13 protein-coding genes are annotated in these 15,706 nt (G+C 70.4%); 8 read left to right on the forward strand and 5 right to left on the reverse strand.

The window, feature by feature from the left end:
* Positions 1-373 precede the first annotated feature (373 nt).
* The 3 genes from ACH4U7_RS03510 to ACH4U7_RS03520 all read left to right on the forward strand — a co-directional run bounded on the left by ACH4U7_RS03510 (position 374) and on the right by ACH4U7_RS03520 (position 3,738).
* On the forward strand, positions 374-1,033 hold the full coding sequence (locus ACH4U7_RS03510) for a TetR/AcrR family transcriptional regulator (RefSeq protein ID WP_398526345.1): 660 nt from the start codon (positions 374-376) through the stop codon (positions 1,031-1,033).
* 80 nt (positions 1,034-1,113) lie between these two features.
* On the forward strand, positions 1,114-2,214 hold the full coding sequence (locus tag ACH4U7_RS03515) for a CobW family GTP-binding protein (RefSeq protein ID WP_398526346.1): 1,101 nt from the start codon (positions 1,114-1,116) through the stop codon (positions 2,212-2,214).
* An 87-nt stretch (positions 2,215-2,301) separates the two neighbouring features.
* Entirely contained in the window at positions 2,302-3,738 is a 1,437-nt protein-coding gene (locus tag ACH4U7_RS03520; protein WP_398526347.1) for an FG-GAP-like repeat-containing protein, read from the forward strand.
* Positions 3,739-3,813: 75 nt separating this feature from the next.
* On the opposite strand, the gene ACH4U7_RS03525 is transcribed toward ACH4U7_RS03520, so the two are convergent.
* Genes ACH4U7_RS03525 through ACH4U7_RS03540 form a run of 4 tightly spaced genes read right to left on the reverse strand, consistent with a single transcriptional unit; the run spans position 3,814 to position 7,995 of the window.
* On the reverse strand, positions 3,814-4,851 hold the full coding sequence (locus ACH4U7_RS03525; protein WP_398526348.1) for a LacI family DNA-binding transcriptional regulator: 1,038 nt from the start codon (positions 4,849-4,851) through the stop codon (positions 3,814-3,816).
* 35 nt (positions 4,852-4,886) lie between these two features.
* Positions 4,887-5,753, reverse strand: a complete 867-nt coding sequence (locus ACH4U7_RS03530) for a carbohydrate ABC transporter permease (RefSeq protein ID WP_398526349.1) — start codon at positions 5,751-5,753, stop codon at positions 4,887-4,889.
* Complete coding sequence (locus tag ACH4U7_RS03535) at positions 5,750-6,685, reverse strand: carbohydrate ABC transporter permease (RefSeq protein WP_398526350.1); 936 nt, start codon at positions 6,683-6,685, stop codon at positions 5,750-5,752. Before ACH4U7_RS03535 ends, ACH4U7_RS03530 begins: the two co-directional genes overlap by 4 nt.
* Positions 6,682-7,995 (reverse strand): ABC transporter substrate-binding protein, encoded by a 1,314-nt coding sequence (locus tag ACH4U7_RS03540; RefSeq protein WP_398526351.1) that lies wholly within the window; start codon positions 7,993-7,995, stop codon positions 6,682-6,684. The genes ACH4U7_RS03535 and ACH4U7_RS03540 overlap by 4 nt, the downstream gene beginning before the upstream one ends.
* Positions 7,996-8,149: 154 nt before the next feature.
* Between ACH4U7_RS03540 and ACH4U7_RS03545 the strand changes: the two genes are divergently transcribed.
* The 3 genes from ACH4U7_RS03545 (at position 8,150) to ACH4U7_RS03555 (ending at position 13,914) form a co-directional block, all read left to right on the forward strand.
* Complete coding sequence (locus ACH4U7_RS03545) at positions 8,150-10,147, forward strand: beta-galactosidase (protein WP_398526352.1); 1,998 nt, start codon at positions 8,150-8,152, stop codon at positions 10,145-10,147.
* Positions 10,148-10,322: 175 nt separating this feature from the next.
* A complete protein-coding gene (locus ACH4U7_RS03550; protein WP_398526353.1) occupies positions 10,323-11,906 on the forward strand; it encodes a glycosyl hydrolase 53 family protein in 1,584 nt (527 codons plus the stop codon).
* Between the two features lie 61 nt (positions 11,907-11,967).
* Positions 11,968-13,914, forward strand: coding sequence for a cellulase family glycosylhydrolase (locus ACH4U7_RS03555; protein WP_398526354.1), 1,947 nt, complete (start codon positions 11,968-11,970; stop codon positions 13,912-13,914).
* Between the two features lie 10 nt (positions 13,915-13,924).
* Here the strand turns inward: ACH4U7_RS03555 and ACH4U7_RS03560 are convergent, their stop codons facing one another.
* Positions 13,925-14,908, reverse strand: coding sequence for an aldo/keto reductase (locus ACH4U7_RS03560; protein WP_398526355.1), 984 nt, complete (start codon positions 14,906-14,908; stop codon positions 13,925-13,927).
* 153 nt (positions 14,909-15,061) lie between these two features.
* Between ACH4U7_RS03560 and ACH4U7_RS03565 the strand changes: the two genes are divergently transcribed.
* Positions 15,062-15,307 (forward strand): hypothetical protein, encoded by a 246-nt coding sequence (locus ACH4U7_RS03565; RefSeq protein WP_014174261.1) that lies wholly within the window; start codon positions 15,062-15,064, stop codon positions 15,305-15,307.
* A 2-nt stretch (positions 15,308-15,309) separates the two neighbouring features.
* Complete coding sequence (locus ACH4U7_RS03570) at positions 15,310-15,687, forward strand: hypothetical protein (protein ID WP_014174260.1); 378 nt, start codon at positions 15,310-15,312, stop codon at positions 15,685-15,687.
* The last annotated feature ends 19 nt before the right edge of the window (positions 15,688-15,706 follow it).

Genomic DNA, 15,706 nt, shown 5'->3' on the forward strand with positions numbered 1-15,706 from the left:
CAAGGCGTGCCAGGACTGGCGGGTGTGGGGGAGAAGCGCGTGCCGTGTGTGTCGAAGAGTCGGCGCTCCGGCGCTGAGCGGTTTGCGCGGGGCCCGGCCCGGGTCACACGGGCATCGTGTGGCACAGGTGCATCAGCCGTCTCTCTTGTTGAGAGCTTAAGGACGTGGCGGGTGGCTGCGGAAGACGGCTGATAGGCGCAAGTCGGCCAGGATCCCACTAGAGTCCGGTGGCGCCAAATGGTACGGCTTGCGGTGTTGATGCCGACCTGGCGGCGGTACGCGCGCGATTGCGGACGAGGAACCCGTCGATGGCCGGGCCGGTGCCGCGTGGCCGAGACCGGTCAGGTTCGGGCAAGGGTTACGGTTGCGTCCCATGAGCGGCGAGACGGGCTTGCGGGAGCGCAAGAAGCGGCGGATGTACCGGACGATCTCCGAAACGGCGATCTCCCTGTTTCTGGAACGGGGCTTCGACCAGGTCTCCGTCGCCGATGTGGCCGCCGCGGCCGAGGTGTCCAAGCCCACCTTGTTCCGGTACTTCCCGGCCAAGGAGGACTTGGTGCTGCACCGCTTCGCCGACCACGAGGACGAGGCGGCCCGGGTGGTCCGGGACCGTACGGCGGGACAGTCGCCTCTGGCCGCGCTGCACCAGCACTTCCTGGCGGGGCTGGAGCGGCGCGATCCGATCACCGGCCTGAACGATGTGCCGGGCGTGCTGGCGTTCCAACGGCTGCTGTACGGGACGCCCAGCTTGGTGGCGCGCATGTTCGAGTACATCAGCAGATCGGAGGAGGCGCTGACCACCGCGCTGAGCGCGATCGGCGGACCTGAACCGGATGACCTCGCGGCGCCGGACGACGTTACGCCACGCCTCGCCGCGGGCCAGATCATCGCGGTCCAGCGGATCCTCGGCCAGGACAACTGGCGCCGGATCGAGGGCGGTGGGAGCGCCGACGAGGTCTACCCGGGCGCGGTGGCCGCCGCCGACCGTGCCTTCGCCATGCTGCGTACGGGGCTCGCTCCGTACGCCGGATAGGATGAGCCGTCGCAGCCGCGCGCCCACGAGTCGCCGCATGCGCATCACCGCAACGCAATCATCGCAACGGAGTCGCAACCTTGGCCACCAGGCGGATCCCGGTCGTACTCGTCACTGGTTTCCTGGGCTCCGGAAAGACCACCATGCTCAACCACCTGCTGCGCGGCAGCGTGGACACCCGCATCGGCGTCATCGTCAACGACTTCGGAAGCATCAATATCGACGCGATGGCCGTCGCCGGTCAGGTCGACTCCATGATCCCGATCGAGAACGGCTGTCTGTGCTGTGCCGCCGACTCATCCGAGATGGACGAGATGCTGGCCCGGCTCACCGAACCGGCGCTGGGCATCGATGTCATCGTGATCGAGGCGAGCGGCCTCGCCGAGCCGCAGAGCATGATCCGTACGCTGCTCTCCAGCGAGAACGAGCACATCGCGTACGGCGGACTGGTCGAGGTCGTCGACGCCGTGGAGTTCGAGAACACGCGTGAGCGCCACCCGGAGCTCGACCGGCATGTGCGGGCAGCCGACGCGGTGGTGCTCAACAAGGCCGACCGGGTCCGGGAGCCGGAGCGCACCCGGGTGCTGGAGACACTTGCCCGTATCGCCCCGGGCACCCCCGTCGTCACCGCCGAACACGGGCGCGTCGACCCCGACTTCCTCTTCGACCGCGGCCCCGGCGCGCCGGACGAGGAGCGGTTCCACCAGCTCTCCTTCGCCGAGGTGTGCTCGGACGAGGACGACTGGCACGAACACCTCCACGCCGCCTACCAGAGCGTGGAGTTCACCGCAGACCGGCCGCTGGATCCGCGCCGGTTCATGGAATTCCTCGACGGCCGGCCCGCCGGGCTCTTTCGGATGAAGGGTTTCATCCACTTCGCCGCCCCCGGACACGGCGAGAAGTTCGCCCTGCACGCGGTCGGCTCCTACCTCCGCTTCCAGCCGTCGGACTGGGCACCCGGCGAGGCCCGGATGACACAACTGGTGATGATCGGGGCCGGAATCGACGCCGACACCCTCGCCAAGGAGCTGGCGGACTGCGTGGCCGCCGCCCCGGAAACCGTCGGCGACCACCACATGATGGGTGTCCTGAGGTATGTCCGGGAGCCGGCGGATGGGCCGGACACGGATGAGCCGGACGTCGCGGAGCCGGGCCCGGCCGACGCGTCACACATGGATTGATCGCGCCCGGCGCACAACCGTCGCCGCCGATCAGCAGTCCTCCAGGGTGTACCCGAGATGAACTCTGTACCAACAGCAGGAGGACTTGTGCGTCATCGCTCCATTGCCACCGCCGTGCGCTGCGCGATGGTGGCCGCACTCGTGACCGCCCCCGCCTTACTGTCCACTTCAACTGCCGGCGCCGCCGAGCAGGGTGCCACCGGCACCTCCCTCGCCGGGGCCGCGCCGCGGGCCGACTTCGACAAGGACGGCCACCCGGACGTCGTGGTCTCGGCCCCCGCCGCCACGGTCGGCGGCAAGACCCGCGCCGGCTATGTCGCGGTGGTCTACGGCTCGGCCACCGGGGCGGACATCACCCACCGGCAGATCATCAGCCGGGAGACCGCAGGCGTCCCCGGCGACCCGGCGGACGGGGCCTGGTTCGGCTACCGCACGGTCGCCCGGGACCTGGACGGCGACGGCTACACCGACCTGGCCGTGCAGTCCGCGGGTGACTCGCCCGTCACCGTCCTGTGGGGCTCGGCGGGCGGGCTGACGGGCGGCACCGCGCTGCCCGACTCGACCAGCACCGACGACGGGATCCTGGCCGGCGGCGACTTCAACGGCGACGGCCACGCCGACCTGGTCGCGGAGGGCACCGGCGAGGGCGAACTGCGCGTGCTGTACGGCCCGTTCACCCGCCAGGGCACTGCGGCCACCGCGAACACCCTGAACACGGGCCGTACCTTCGGCCCGACCGAAATGGTCGCGGGCGACATCAACGGCGACGGCTCCGACGACCTGGTCACCACCCACGCCTTCGAGGAGATGTCCGAGCCGAGCCTGTACTGGAAGGGCGGCGCGAGCGGCCTGGGCTCGGCGCCGACCCGGATCGACCACGCCGCCTCGGGCACCATCGGCGACGTCGACAAGGACGGCTACGCCGACCTGATCATCCGGACCGTCCCCGGCAACGTGGTGGAGAACCTGCCGTACGACCACGGCACCATCAAGGTCCTCTACGGCTCCGCGAGCGGCCCCGGCGCCACCCGCACCAAGGTCATCGACCAGAACACCGCGGGCGTGCCCGGGGTGAACGAGGACGGCGACCAGTTCGGTTACTCGCTGAGCGCCGGTGACGTCAACGGCGACGGGTACGCGGACGTCGCGGTCGGCATCCCGTACGAGGACCTGGACGGCGGCGTGGACGCGGGCAGCGTCGTACAGCTCTACGGCGGCGCGGGCGGCCTCAGCGGGACCGGCGCCCAGGCGTTCACCCAGGACACCGCGGGCGTCCCGGGCGCCGCGGAGGCCGGGGACCACTTCGGCGCGGCCGTGCGGCTCGGGGACACCGACGGCGACGGCAAGGACGACCTGGCCGTGGGCGCGCCCGACGAGGACGGCACCTATACCTCGAGCGGTGCGGCCTGGGTGCTGCGTGGCGGCACGGGCGGGCTGACCACCACCGGGGTCGTCTCGTTCGGGCCGAACGCGCTGGGCGGCCCCGAGGCGGACGCGCAGCTGGGCCGCGGCTTCGCGCGGTAGCGCGCCGCCACACGGCCGCACAGCGGGGAGGGGGCGCGGGCGCCGCGACACACACAGTGCCCGCACCTCAGCGCCTCAGGTCGATTCCCGGATCACGAGTTCGGTGGGGAGGATCACCCCGGACGGCTCCTCGCCGCCGATCTGCGCCAGCAGCACCCGCACCATTTCGGCGGTGATCCGCTCCCACGGCTGGCGGATCGTGGTCAGGCGGGGGCTGGTGGCCAGCGCGGCAGGGGAGTCGTCGAACCCGGCCACGGCGACGTCCTGCGGCACCCGCCGCCCGCTCCGCCGCAGCGCGGCCAGCACGCCCTGGGCCATCAGGTCCGAGGCGACGAAGACGGCGTCCAGGTCCGGCGCCCGCGCCAGCAGCTCGGCCGCCGCCCGATCGCCGCTGGCACGGCTGTAGTCGCCCGAGACCACCAGCTCCTCGTCCGCCGCCAGGCCCGCCGCCGCGAGTTCTTCGCGGTATCCGGCGAGCCGGTCGACGCCGCCGGGGGTGTCCAGTGGGCCGGTGACGGTCGCTATGCGACGGCGGCCGGTGTTCAGCAGATGGCGCACCATGTCGCGGGCCCCGGCGCGGTCGTCGGCGGCGACGTAGGCCATCCCCGGGCTCTGGACCAGCGGTTTGCCGCAGGCCACCAGCGGCACCCCGGCCTTCCGCAGCCGGGTGGCGAGCGGGTCGCCGGAGTGGCTGGAGACCAGCAGCACCCCGTCGACATGGCCGCCGGTCAGAAAGCGCGTGATCCGCCGCCGCTCCGGTTCGTCGCTCGCGCTCATCAGCAGCAGCGTGATGTCGTGTGCGGCCAGCGCCTGGGTGCAGCCGCGCAGCAGCACACTGAAGTTGGGGTCCTCGAAGAACCGCTCCTGCACCTCGGTGAGCAGGAAGGCCACCGAGTCCGACCGGCCGGTGATCAACGAGCGGGCATGCCGGTTGACGACATAGCCCGTCTTGCGGATGGCGGTGTTGACCGCCTCCTGCGCCGCCGGGCTCACATAGTGCCCACCGTTGAGGACGCGCGAGACGGTGCCGCGCGAGACTCCGGCCTCGCGCGCCACGTCATGGATGGTCGGTGGCCGTCGTCGGCCGGGGGTGCTGTTGCCGGTGCGGCTCATGCGCGTTCTTGTCTCTCCAGATATCGCTTCGTCGGTCAGGACTTTACGGCCCCGGAGAGCAGATCCAGACTCCAGAAGCGCTGGATGACCAGGAACAGCGCGATGAGCGGGATGATGGCCAGCAGCGCTCCGGTGATGACGAGGGTGTACAGGGCCGGAGTGGCGGAGCCCTGCCGAAGCAGGGTGAACAGCCCCAGGGTGACGGGAAACTTCTCGTCGTCGCCGAGCATGATGTACGGCAGCAGGAAGTTGTTCCAGATGGCCACGAACTGGAAGAGGAAGACCGTGACCAGGCCGGGCCGCATCATCGGCAGCGCCACCGAGCGGAAGATCCGCCACTCTCCCGCCCCGTCCATCCGCCCCGCCTCGACCATTTCGGCGGGGACGGCCGCGGCCGCGTAGATCCGTGCCAGATAGATCCCGTACGGCGACAGGATGTTCGGCAGCAGCACTGACAGATAGGTGTCGGCCATGTCGGCCTTGGCCAGCAGCAGGTACTGCGGTACGGCGAGGATCACCGGGGGCATCAGCACCCCGGTCAGCAGGACGTTGAAGATGGCCTCGCGGCCGCGGAACCGGTAGCGCGCCAGGGCGTAGCCGGACAGGGCGGAGACGGCGCAGGACAGCAGCGCGCCGAGCCCCGCGTACAGCAGCGAGTTGGCCATCCACCTCCAGTACACACCGTCGCGGTACGCGGACAGGTCGGCGATGTTGTCCGCGAATCCGGTGCCGGGCAGGAAGGTGAAGGTGGAGAAGAGCTCGCCTCCGCTCTTGGTGGAGGCGATCGCGACCCAGGCGACCGGCAGCAGGCAGTAGAGGGCGCCGAGCAGCAGCAGGGCGGTGGGGATCCAGGAGGCGCGGCCGCGGACGGCCGTGGTGGCGGTGGTGGCGGTGGTGCTCATCGGGCGTCTCCTTGACCGGTACGGGCGCCCGCGAACCTCAGGAATCCGAAGGACAGGACCAGGGTGACGACCGCGATGATCATCGAGGTGGCGGCGGCCGCGTACAGATCGCCCTCCACGAAGGCCTTCTGATGGACATCCATCAGGGGGCTCCAGGTGGTGGAGACCGAGTTGGTGAGCGGCTTGAGGGTGGTCGGTTCGCTGAACACCTGCACGGTGGCGATGATCGAGAAGAAGAAGGTGAGCACGAGGGACGGGGCCACCATGGGGATCTTGATGCGCAGTGCGATCTGTATCTGGGAGCACCCGTCGAGCCGCGCCGCCTCGTAGATCTCGGCGGGTATGGATCGCAGCGAGGTGTAGATCACGATCATGTTGAAGCCGGTGCCGCCCCACACCGCGATATTGGACAGGGACGCATAGAGCCCGTTGCCGTCCAGCAGCTCGGGCCGCGGCAGCCCCGCCTTGTCGAGCAGATAGTGGAACGGGCTCACATCGGGCAGATAGAGGAACCCCCACAACAGCGCGGCGACCACGCCGGGGATCGCGTACGGAAGGAAGATCGCCAGCCGTGAGAAGCCGCGCAGCAGGGTGTCCTTGCGGCCCCGCCGGTCGGCGTCGAGCAGCAGCGCGAACAGCAGGGCCAGGCCCAGCATCGTGGGCACGACGATCAGGCCGTATCCGAGGACGCGCTGGGCGCCGTCGAGCAGTTCCGGGTCGTGCAGCGCGTCGGTGTAGTTGGAAAGACCGGCCCACACCTCCTCCCGGGCGCCCTTGCCAAGCCCCAGGCCCTTGACGTCGATCTTGTGGAGGCTGAGGTAGAGGGCGTAGCCGATGGGCAGCGCGAACAGACCGGCGAACAGGAGGATCGCGGGAAGGAGGAAGACATAGGGGGCGCGGCGCGGACCGTGCCCCGTGGGGCGCAGGGTCACTCGGAGACCTCGAAGCCGTGCTTCTTCAGATCGGTGACGGTGGCCTGCTGCATGGCCGTCAGCGCGGCGCCGAAGTCGGACTTGTTCTTGGCGGCCTTGCCGAAGCTGTCGTTGAAGGACGCGTACGCGACGTTGACGTTCGGCCCCCAGGCGGCGGGTGCGATGCCCTCGGTGATCTTGGCGACCTTGGCGTAGAAGTCGGGCTGGTCGGGGAAGAAGTCGGGCGCCTTCTTCAGCGCGTCGCCATTGTGCGCGGTGGTGGCGGCCGGGTAGACGTCGCACACCTTCACCAGCGCGGCGACCGCCTTCGGGTCGGTGTTGAGCCACTTGGCGAACTTCGCGGCGGCGTCCTTGTGCGCGCTGTCGTTGCTGACGGCGGTGGAGGAGCCGCCCCAGCTGCCGGTCCAGTTCGAGCCCTTGCTCCACTGAGGGAGGGGCGCCATCGCCCATTTGCCCTGGGTGTCGGGGGCCGCGGTCTTGAGGGTGCCGGGGGCCCATACCGCGCTGACCCAGGCGATCTGCTTACCGGTGTTGAGCGCCTTGTTCCAGGCCGGGGTGTACATCGGCTGGTTGTCGATGGCCCCCTCCTTGACCAGGCCGCCCCAGAAGTCGGCGACCTTGCGGGTGGGGGCGCCGTCGATGGCCACCTTCCACTTGTCGCCGCGGGTGGTCCACCAGCTGGCGCCGGCCTGCTGGGCCAGGCCCGCGAAGAGCCCGGAGTCATTGGCGGAGAATGTGGTGAGGGCTTTGTCCGGGGCCTTCTCCTTGAGCTTGCGGGCGGTGGCCGCGAACTCCTCCCAGGTGGTGGGGACCTGGAGGCCGTACTGCTGGAACAGGTCCTTGCGGTAGTAGAGCATCATCGGCCCGGAGTCCTGGGGCAGGGCGTAGACCGCGTCCGTGCCGAGGGTGACCTGGCGCCAGATGCCCGCGGCGAACTCGCCCTCGGAGCCGCCCACCTGACCGGATATGTCGGCCAGCACATCGTTGCTGACCAGGGTGGGCAGCGCCTGGTACTCGGCCTGCACCAGGTCCGGGGCCTTATGCGCCTTGGCAGCTGTGATGATCTTGGTGACGAGGTCGTCGCCGGACGCCTGCTTCTTGACGGTCACCTTGATGTCCGGGTGTTCCTTGTTCCAGATCGCCGCGACCTTCTCGAGGTCGGGTGCCCAGGCCCAGTAGGTCAGCTCGACCGGACCGTCCGAGTCGGCCGAGTCGTCGGACGAACCGCAGCCGGTGAGCAGGGCGGTGGCCGACAAGGCGGCCGTGACCGATACCGCGAGGACACGAAGGTTGACGGGGTGATGGTTCACGAATGCCTCCCTGGGCGATCTGTGAGCGTTCACAGTAGAGAGAACAGTAGAGAAACGCAGATGACGCTTGTCAATGCTCGTTGCCATGCGGTTATCTGGGGGCGGCCGCTGCCCTGTGGTCTGTGTACGTTCCCAGTGATTCCCAGGAGTTGCGATGGCTGGCCTCGCTTATGGCGGCGACTACAACCCCGAGCAGTGGCCCGAATCCCTCTGGCCCGAGGACATCCGGCTGATGCGCGAGGCCGGGGTCACCATGGTCAGCGTCGGGATCTTCTCCTGGGCGCTGCTGGAACCCGAGCCCGGACGCTACGACTTCGGCTGGCTGGACCGGCTGCTCGCCCTGCTCCACGAGGCCGGTGTCGCCGTCGACCTCGGCACCCCCACCGTGGCCCCGCCCGCCTGGTTCTACCGCGCCCACCGCGAGGCGCTGCCGGTCAGCCGGGAGGGCGTGCGCTACGAGTTCGGCTCACGCGGCGCCGTCTGCCACAGCTCGCCCGCCTACCGCCGGGCCGCGGCCGCCATCACCGAACAGCTCGCCCGGCGCTACGGCGACCACCCCGCGCTCGCCCTGTGGCATGTGCACAATGAGTACGGAGTGCCGGTCAACGCCTGCTACTGCGACACCTGCGCGGACGGCTTCCGCCACTGGCTGCGCGAGCGCTACGGCACCCTGGACGCGGTCAACGACGCCTGGGGCACCGCCTTCTGGGGCCAGCGCTACGGCGCCTTCGAGCAGATCAACCCGCCGCGCGCCACCCCCACCGTCGCCAACCCCGCCCAGCGTCTTGACTACGCCCGCTTCGCCGACGCCACCATGCGCGCCAACTTCACCGCCGAGCGCGACATCCTGCACCGGCTGTCCCCCGGCATCCCGGTCACCACCAACTTCATGACCGCGCTCAGCCAGTGCGACTCGGTCGACTACTGGGCCTGGGGCCGCGAGGTCGACCTGGTCACCAACGACCACTATCTGATCACCGACGGCCGCCGCACCCATGTCAACCTCGCCATGGCCGCCGATCTGACCCGCTCCGTCGCCGGCGGCGCGCCCTGGCTGCTGCTCGAACACTCCACCAGCGGCGTCAGCTGGCAGCCGCGCAACCCCGCCAAGCGGCCGGGGGAGATGGCCCGCAACAGCCTGGGGCATGTGGCCCGCGGCTCCGAGGGCGCGCTGTTCTTCCAGTGGCGCCAGTCACGGCACGGCGCGGAGAAGTTCCACTCGGCGATGGTGCCGCACGCCGGCACCGACAGCCGCGTATGGCGCGAGGTCGTGGCGCTCGGGGCCGACCTGGCGAACCTGGGCGAGCTGCGGGGCAGCCGTACGGTGGCCGACGCGGGGATGGTCTGGGACTGGGAGTCCTGGTGGGCGCAGCGGCTGGAGTGGCGGCCGAGCGAGGACCTGGACGCGCGCGAACGCGCCGACAGCTTCTACGAAGTCCTCTACGACCGCCACCTGACCGTCGACTTCGCCCACCCCGAGGCCGATCTGAGCCGCTATCCGCTCGTCGTCGTGCCCGCCCTCTACCTCGCCACCGCACGCGCCGGGGACAATCTGCGCGCGTACGTCGAGGGCGGCGGCACCCTCGTCGTCTCGTGTTTCTCCGGCATCGTCGACGAACACGACGCCGTGCACCCCGGCCCCTACCCCGGTGTGCTGCGTGATGTCCTGGGCCTGGTGGTCGAGGAGTTCTCGCCGCTCACCGAGGGCGGGCGGGTGCGCCTGACCGGCCCCGGCGGGGCCGAGCTCACCGGCGACGTCTGGTCCGAGATCGTGGTGCCACGCGGCGCCGAGACCGTATGGACCTACGCCGACGGCTTCGCGGCGGGCCACCCCGCCGTCACCCGCCACCGGCTCGGCCGGGGCACCGCCTGGTACCTCTCCACCCGGCTCGCCCCCCACGACCTGGCGACCCTGCTCGCCCCCGTCTGTGCCGACGCGGGCCTCGCGGACCGCCCCGACCTGCCCCGCGATGTGGAGGTGGTGCACCGTACCGGCGACTGTGGCAGCTACCTCTTCGCGATCAACCACGGCGACACCGACGCCAAGGTGCCCCACCCCACGCCCGGCACCGAACTGCTCACCGGCGAGCGCAGCGCCGGACACCTCGCGGTGCCCGCGGGCGCCGTCCGCGTACTGCGCCTGGACGGCTGAACGACCGCAACTCCGCTCATGCCCCTCCTCCCGCTCAGTCTCGGCGCGCTCCACTGCGCGGGCTTCCTTCGTCACTGCTCGCTCCTCCATCGCTGCGCGGCTCCTCAGTCCAGCCCGCGCAGCGCGCCAAGACACGCTCATACCCCCACTCGCTCATTGTCGAAGGGACTCGACGATGCACGACATACGGAGCACCACCCGCACCCTGCTGCGAACCGCCGCGTTCCCCGCCCTCGGCGCGCTGCTGCTGACCGCGCTCCCCGCGCCGGCCGCACACGCCGCGAGCACCCTGGCCAACACCGGATTCGAGGCCGATGGCACCGGCACCGCCACCCCGTCCGGCTGGAGCACCTACTCCGCCGCCGGCAACAACAATGCGTCCTACACCGAGACCGGCGGCCACAGCGGCGGCTACCGGCTGTCCCACTGGTCCTCCTCGGCGTACAAGGTGCAGACCTACCAGTACCTGTCCGGCCTCGCGAACGGCACCTACACGCTCAGCGCCTGGGTGCGCTCCAGCGGCGGACAGAACGCCGCGTACCTCGCCCTGCGCGACTGCGGCGGCGCCGAGCAGCGCACCGATCTGCCGCCCACCCCGAACGGCAAGTGGATCCGCCTGGTCACCTCGGTCACGGTCACCAGTGGTCAGTGCACCATCAGCCTCAACTCCGACGCCCACGCGGGGGAGTGGGCCAACCTGGACGACCTCACCTTCACCAGAGGCAGCACGGGGCTCGCGATCAAGGGCGGGGACGTGTCCACCCTCGCCAAGAACGAGGCATTCGGCGCCACCTACCGCTCCGCGAACGGCACCAGCGGCGACGCCCTGGCCATCCTGCGCGCCTCCGGTATGAACTACGCGCGGCTGAAGGTGTGGGTGAACCCGGCCGACGGCTACAACACCAAGGCCAAGGTGCTGGCCATGGCCAAGCGCGCCAAGGCCCAGGGGATGAAGCTGCTGATCGACTTCCACTACTCCGACAGCTGGGCCGACCCCGGCAAGCAGACCAAGCCGGCCGCCTGGGCCGGACACGACTACAGCCGGCTCAAGCAGGACGTGTACGACCACACGTACGACGTCCTGGGCGCGCTGAAGGCGCAGGGCACCACGGCCGACATGGTCCAGATCGGCAATGAGATCAACGGCGGCATGCTCTGGCCCGAGGGCTCCACCAGCAACTTCTCCCAGCTCGCCGGGCTGCTCACCGCCGGTGCGAACGCCGCCAAGGCCGTTTCGTCCGACACCAAGGTCGCGCTCCACCTCGCCAAGGGCGGGGACAACGGGGGCACGAGGTGGTGGTTCGACCAGGCGGTCGCGCAGAAGGTGCCGTTCGACGTCATCGCCCTGTCGTACTACGGCTACTGGCACGGCCCGCTGTCCGATCTCCAGGCCAACCTGGACGACGTGGCGGCCCGCTACGGCAAGCCGGTGCTGGTCGCCGAGACCGCCTACGCCCACACCCTGGCCAACGACGACGGCCTGGCCAACAACGTGGCCACCGCCGACCAGCTCGTCGACGGCTACCCCGCCACGCCCGCCGGGCAGGCCGCCAACCTCCGGGATGTGATGAACGTGGTGGAGGCGGTGCCGGGCGGCCGGGGCCTGGGCGTCGTCTACTGGGAGCCGGCCTGGACCGCGGTCAAGGGCAGCGGCTGGGACCCCACCGACCCGGGCTCCGGCAACGCCTGGGAGAACCAGGCCCTGTTCGACTACGGCGACAAGGCCCTGCCCGCGATGGACTGGTTCGGCCACCGCTGATCGGTGAACTGCGCGCGCCGGGTATGTTGACGGACGCTCATGTTTACCCGACGGTAGGTTCATGGCGACCACAGTGACGCACGGGATGAGGGTTCGTCTTCGGACGGGCCGCACACGACTGCTCGGGGCGGCCGCCCTGCTGCTGATGGCGGCTGTCGCCGCCCCGGGCGGCACCGCGGCCGCCGCCGAGCCGCCCTGGTCCGACGGCCCGGCCGCGGACCGGATCTCCGTAGCGGGCGGCCGGTTCACCGACGGCCACGGGCGCGAGGTCGTACTGCGCGGATTCAATGTCTCCGGTGAGGTCAAGCTGGCGGAGAACGGCGGCCTGCCCTTCGCAAGCGCCGCCGACGCCCGGAAGTCCGCCCAGGCCATGCGCGGCCTCACCGGCGCCAACTCCGTCCGCTTCCTGCTGTCCTGGGCCCACGCCGAGCCCGAGCCCGGCAAGGTCGACGAGGAGTATCTGCGCAAGGCCACCGAGCAGATGCGGGCCTTCCTGGACGCCGGGATACGGATCTACCCCGACTTCCACCAGGACCTCTACTCCAGCCATCTGTTCGACAAGGACAGCTGGTACTCCGGCGACGGCGCACCCGAATGGGTCGTCAAGGCCGGCGGCTACCCCGAGGAGTCCTGCGGCATCTGCGTCCACTGGGGCCAGAACATCACCCAGAACCCGGCCGTCCAGGACGCCACCCGAGACTTCTGGAAGAACCGCGCCCTGCAGACCTCCGCCGGGACGGTCCGGGTCCAGGACGCCTTCCTGGCCACCGCCGAGAAGACCATGGCCTACCTCGCCGGCCGGCTGACCGCCGACGAGTTCGCCCGTGTCGTCGGCTTCGACCCGTACAACGAGCCGTACGCGGGCCGCTACGACGACGGACAGTCCAGCCGCGCCTGGGAGAAGGACGTGCTGTGGCCGTTCTACGAGAAGTTCCGGGCGCGTATGGACGCCGCGGGCTGGGCCGACAAGCCCGCCTTCGTCGAGCCCAACCTGTTCTGGAACTCCAACATCGACTTCCAGCGCCAGGAGGGCGGCCTGCTCGACGCCGGGGCCATCGGCTCGCGCTATGTGTTCAACACCCACTTCTACGACCAGAAGGCCATCTCCGGCGTCTTCATGCCCGGCAAGGCCCAGGACGGGCAGTACGCCACCGACTTCGCCACCGTGCGCGACCGCGCCTCGGCGCTCGGCACGACGGCCGTCGTCAGCGAGTACGGACACCCGCTGACCGGCTTCACCTCCGACAAGGCGCCGACCGTGGTCAAGGGCCTGTACCAGGCGCTGGACTCCCGGCTCAGCGGCGCCACCTGGTGGGGCAAGGCCGCCACTTCCGGCCCCGTCCTGTCCGCCAACCAGTGGCAGTGGGATCTGTACAACGGCCGCCACCACGAGACGATGAACGGCAACCCCGACAAGATCCTCACCGCCGGCGACGCCTGGAACGACGAGGACCTGTCGGCCGTACGGCTCGATGACACCGGGGCGGCCGTGCTCCGCCAGGACGCCCGGCTCCTGGACCGCCTCTACCCGAGCGCGGTGGCGGGCCGCACCCTCGCCTTCACCTTCGAGGACCGCTCGCGCGACGGCTCCACCACCCTGAGCTGGGACCGCGTCCCCAGCAGCCTGCCCAACGTCGCCCGGCTGGTCGGCTCGGGACGCTACGGGGTGCTGGTGTGGCGGCAGAACGGCACCACCGAGGCCCCCACCGAACTGCACCTGCCCCGCGACTTCGACCCCGCCACCACCACCGTCGTCTCCGACCTGGGCACCGTCACCGGCCCGCCCGCCTACACCGCGCACGGGCACACCGCCGACCACCCCGTGGCGACCGCGGCGGAGAGCGGCGGCACCGACGCCAGGCGGCTGCTGCTCTCCGCGCCGCCCGGCGCCGGAACCCTCCACTACGCGCTGGTCGCCGACGGCACCGCCGCCCCCTCGGCCGAGCTGCGCGCCGCGGCACAGCGCGAGCTCAGCGCGTGGGCGCAGGCCGCCGGTTTCCCGAACTGACCCGCCGGCGTTACCAGCGGTGGTGCACCTGGGCGCGGATCCGCCGGTCGTACAGATCGCGGACCGCGTCCAGCGTGCCCTGCTCCAGCGCGGGCAGCGCCGCCGCCGCGGCGTTCGCCCGGGCCTGCTCGGGCGAACGCGCCCCCGGGATGACCGAGGTCACCCCCGGCTGCTGGACGACCCACCGCAGCGCCGTCTGCGCGGGCGTCGCCCCCTCGGGCGCCAGCTCCCCGAACTCCACCGCCGCCTCGACGCCCGCCGCGAAGTCCACACCCGAGAAGGTCTCACCCTGGTCGAACATCTCGCCGTGGCGGTTGTACGTGCGGTGATCGTTCTCGGAGAACACCGTGTCCTTGGTGTACCGGCCGGACAGCAGACCCGACGCCAGCGGCACCCGCGCGATGATCCCCACCCCGGCCGCGGCGGCCGCGGGCAGCACCCGCTCCAGCGGCTTGAGCCGGAACGGATTGAGAATGATCTGCACGCTCGCCGTCCCCGGGTGCTCGATCGCCGCCAACGCCTCCTCGCAGGTCTCCACGCTCACCCCGTATGCCGCCACACGCCCCCGGTCCACCAGCGTGTCCAGCGCGTCGAAGACGGCGTCGGAGGAGTGCACCGACGACGGCGGGCAGTGCAACTGCACCAGATCCAGCGTGTCCACCCCGAGGTTGGCGCGCGAACGGTCCGTCCAGGCCAGGAAGTTGTCCAGCGTGTAGTTCTCCGCGACCTGCGGCAGTCGTCGCCCCATCTTGGTCGCCACGAAGATCCGCGTGTCCGGGCGGCTTCGCAGATAGCGCCCGATGAGCTGCTCGCTGCGCCCGTCCCCGTACACATCGGCGGTGTCGAAGAAGGTCACCCCCGACTCGACGGCCGCGTCCAGCACCGCCAGCGCGTCGTCCTCGCCGACCTCGCCCCAGTCCGCGCCCAGCTGCCAGGTCCCCAGTCCGACGACGGAGACCTTCCTGCCGATCCGGCCGAACTCACGCTGCTCCATGGTCCCTCTCTCTCCTGTGGTGCGGCTCACCGTACCCGCAGGTGTTCGAAGGCCGGTGGCCCGGGAGCTCGAAATACTTGTCAAGTACCTACAAAAACAATATTTGACCTGCGGCGATTGCTGTCGAGGTACCTGGCAAGTAGGGTGGGGAGCATGTCAGCTCTCAATGTGGAATTCAGCGATCGGGAACTTGAGGACCTCCGCCAGATCGCCAAGGAGCGTGGCACCACGATGAAGGCCCTCGTCCGGGAGGCGACCGTCGCCGACATCGCCCGCCACCGCGCGCTGCAGGAAGGCGCGGAAGTCTTCCGGCGCTTCTTCGCGGACAACGCGCAGGCGTTCGCCGATGCGTTCCCGGATGATGAACACCGCCCCCACGACCCGGGACAGGCCGCCTGACCATGGCCCCGCTACTGCATATCGACGTCCCCTGGCTGCTGCAGCGCCATGAGGAGGTCATGCCGGAACAACCCTCCATCTCCGACTTCTCGGGACTGGTCGCCGCCGTGGCCCGGCATCGCGTCGACCCGCCACGCCTGGGCGTCGACCCGGACCCCGCGTGGCGCGCCGCGGCGCTGCTGCACACCATCGCGCTGCTCAGACCGCTCCCGGCGAGCAACGCGCGATTCGCCAGCGCCACGGCCGTCGCCTATATGCACGCCTCGGGCGAGGGCATCGATCCGCCGTACGGCGCGCTGATCGACCTGGTCCGCGACATCCTGTCCAGCAAGGCAGACGTCTACGACGCGGCGGGCCGCATCCGCTCCTGGCGGATCTGAACAGGTCCCTACCGTTGCG

This window comes from Streptomyces sp. NPDC020845, from assembly GCF_044334165.1.
Classification (GTDB): domain Bacteria; phylum Actinomycetota; class Actinomycetes; order Streptomycetales; family Streptomycetaceae; genus Streptomyces.

Excerpts from the sequence above, each read along its gene's own strand:
- ACH4U7_RS03525 (WP_398526348.1), bottom strand. The coding sequence starts at position 4,851 with ATGAGCCGCACCGGCAACAGCACCCCCGGCCGACGACGGCCACCGACC.
- ACH4U7_RS03555 (WP_398526354.1), top strand. The coding sequence starts at position 11,968 with ATGGCGACCACAGTGACGCACGGGATGAGGGTTCGTCTTCGGACGGGC.
- ACH4U7_RS03545 (WP_398526352.1), top strand. The coding sequence starts at position 8,150 with ATGGCTGGCCTCGCTTATGGCGGCGACTACAACCCCGAGCAGTGGCCC.
- ACH4U7_RS03510 (WP_398526345.1), top strand. The coding sequence starts at position 374 with ATGAGCGGCGAGACGGGCTTGCGGGAGCGCAAGAAGCGGCGGATGTAC.
- ACH4U7_RS03550 (WP_398526353.1), top strand. The coding sequence starts at position 10,323 with ATGCACGACATACGGAGCACCACCCGCACCCTGCTGCGAACCGCCGCG.
- ACH4U7_RS03565 (WP_014174261.1), top strand. The coding sequence starts at position 15,062 with ATGTCAGCTCTCAATGTGGAATTCAGCGATCGGGAACTTGAGGACCTC.
- ACH4U7_RS03570 (WP_014174260.1), top strand. The coding sequence starts at position 15,310 with ATGGCCCCGCTACTGCATATCGACGTCCCCTGGCTGCTGCAGCGCCAT.
- ACH4U7_RS03530 (WP_398526349.1), bottom strand. The coding sequence starts at position 5,753 with ATGAGCACCACCGCCACCACCGCCACCACGGCCGTCCGCGGCCGCGCC.
- ACH4U7_RS03560 (WP_398526355.1), bottom strand. The coding sequence starts at position 14,908 with ATGGAGCAGCGTGAGTTCGGCCGGATCGGCAGGAAGGTCTCCGTCGTC.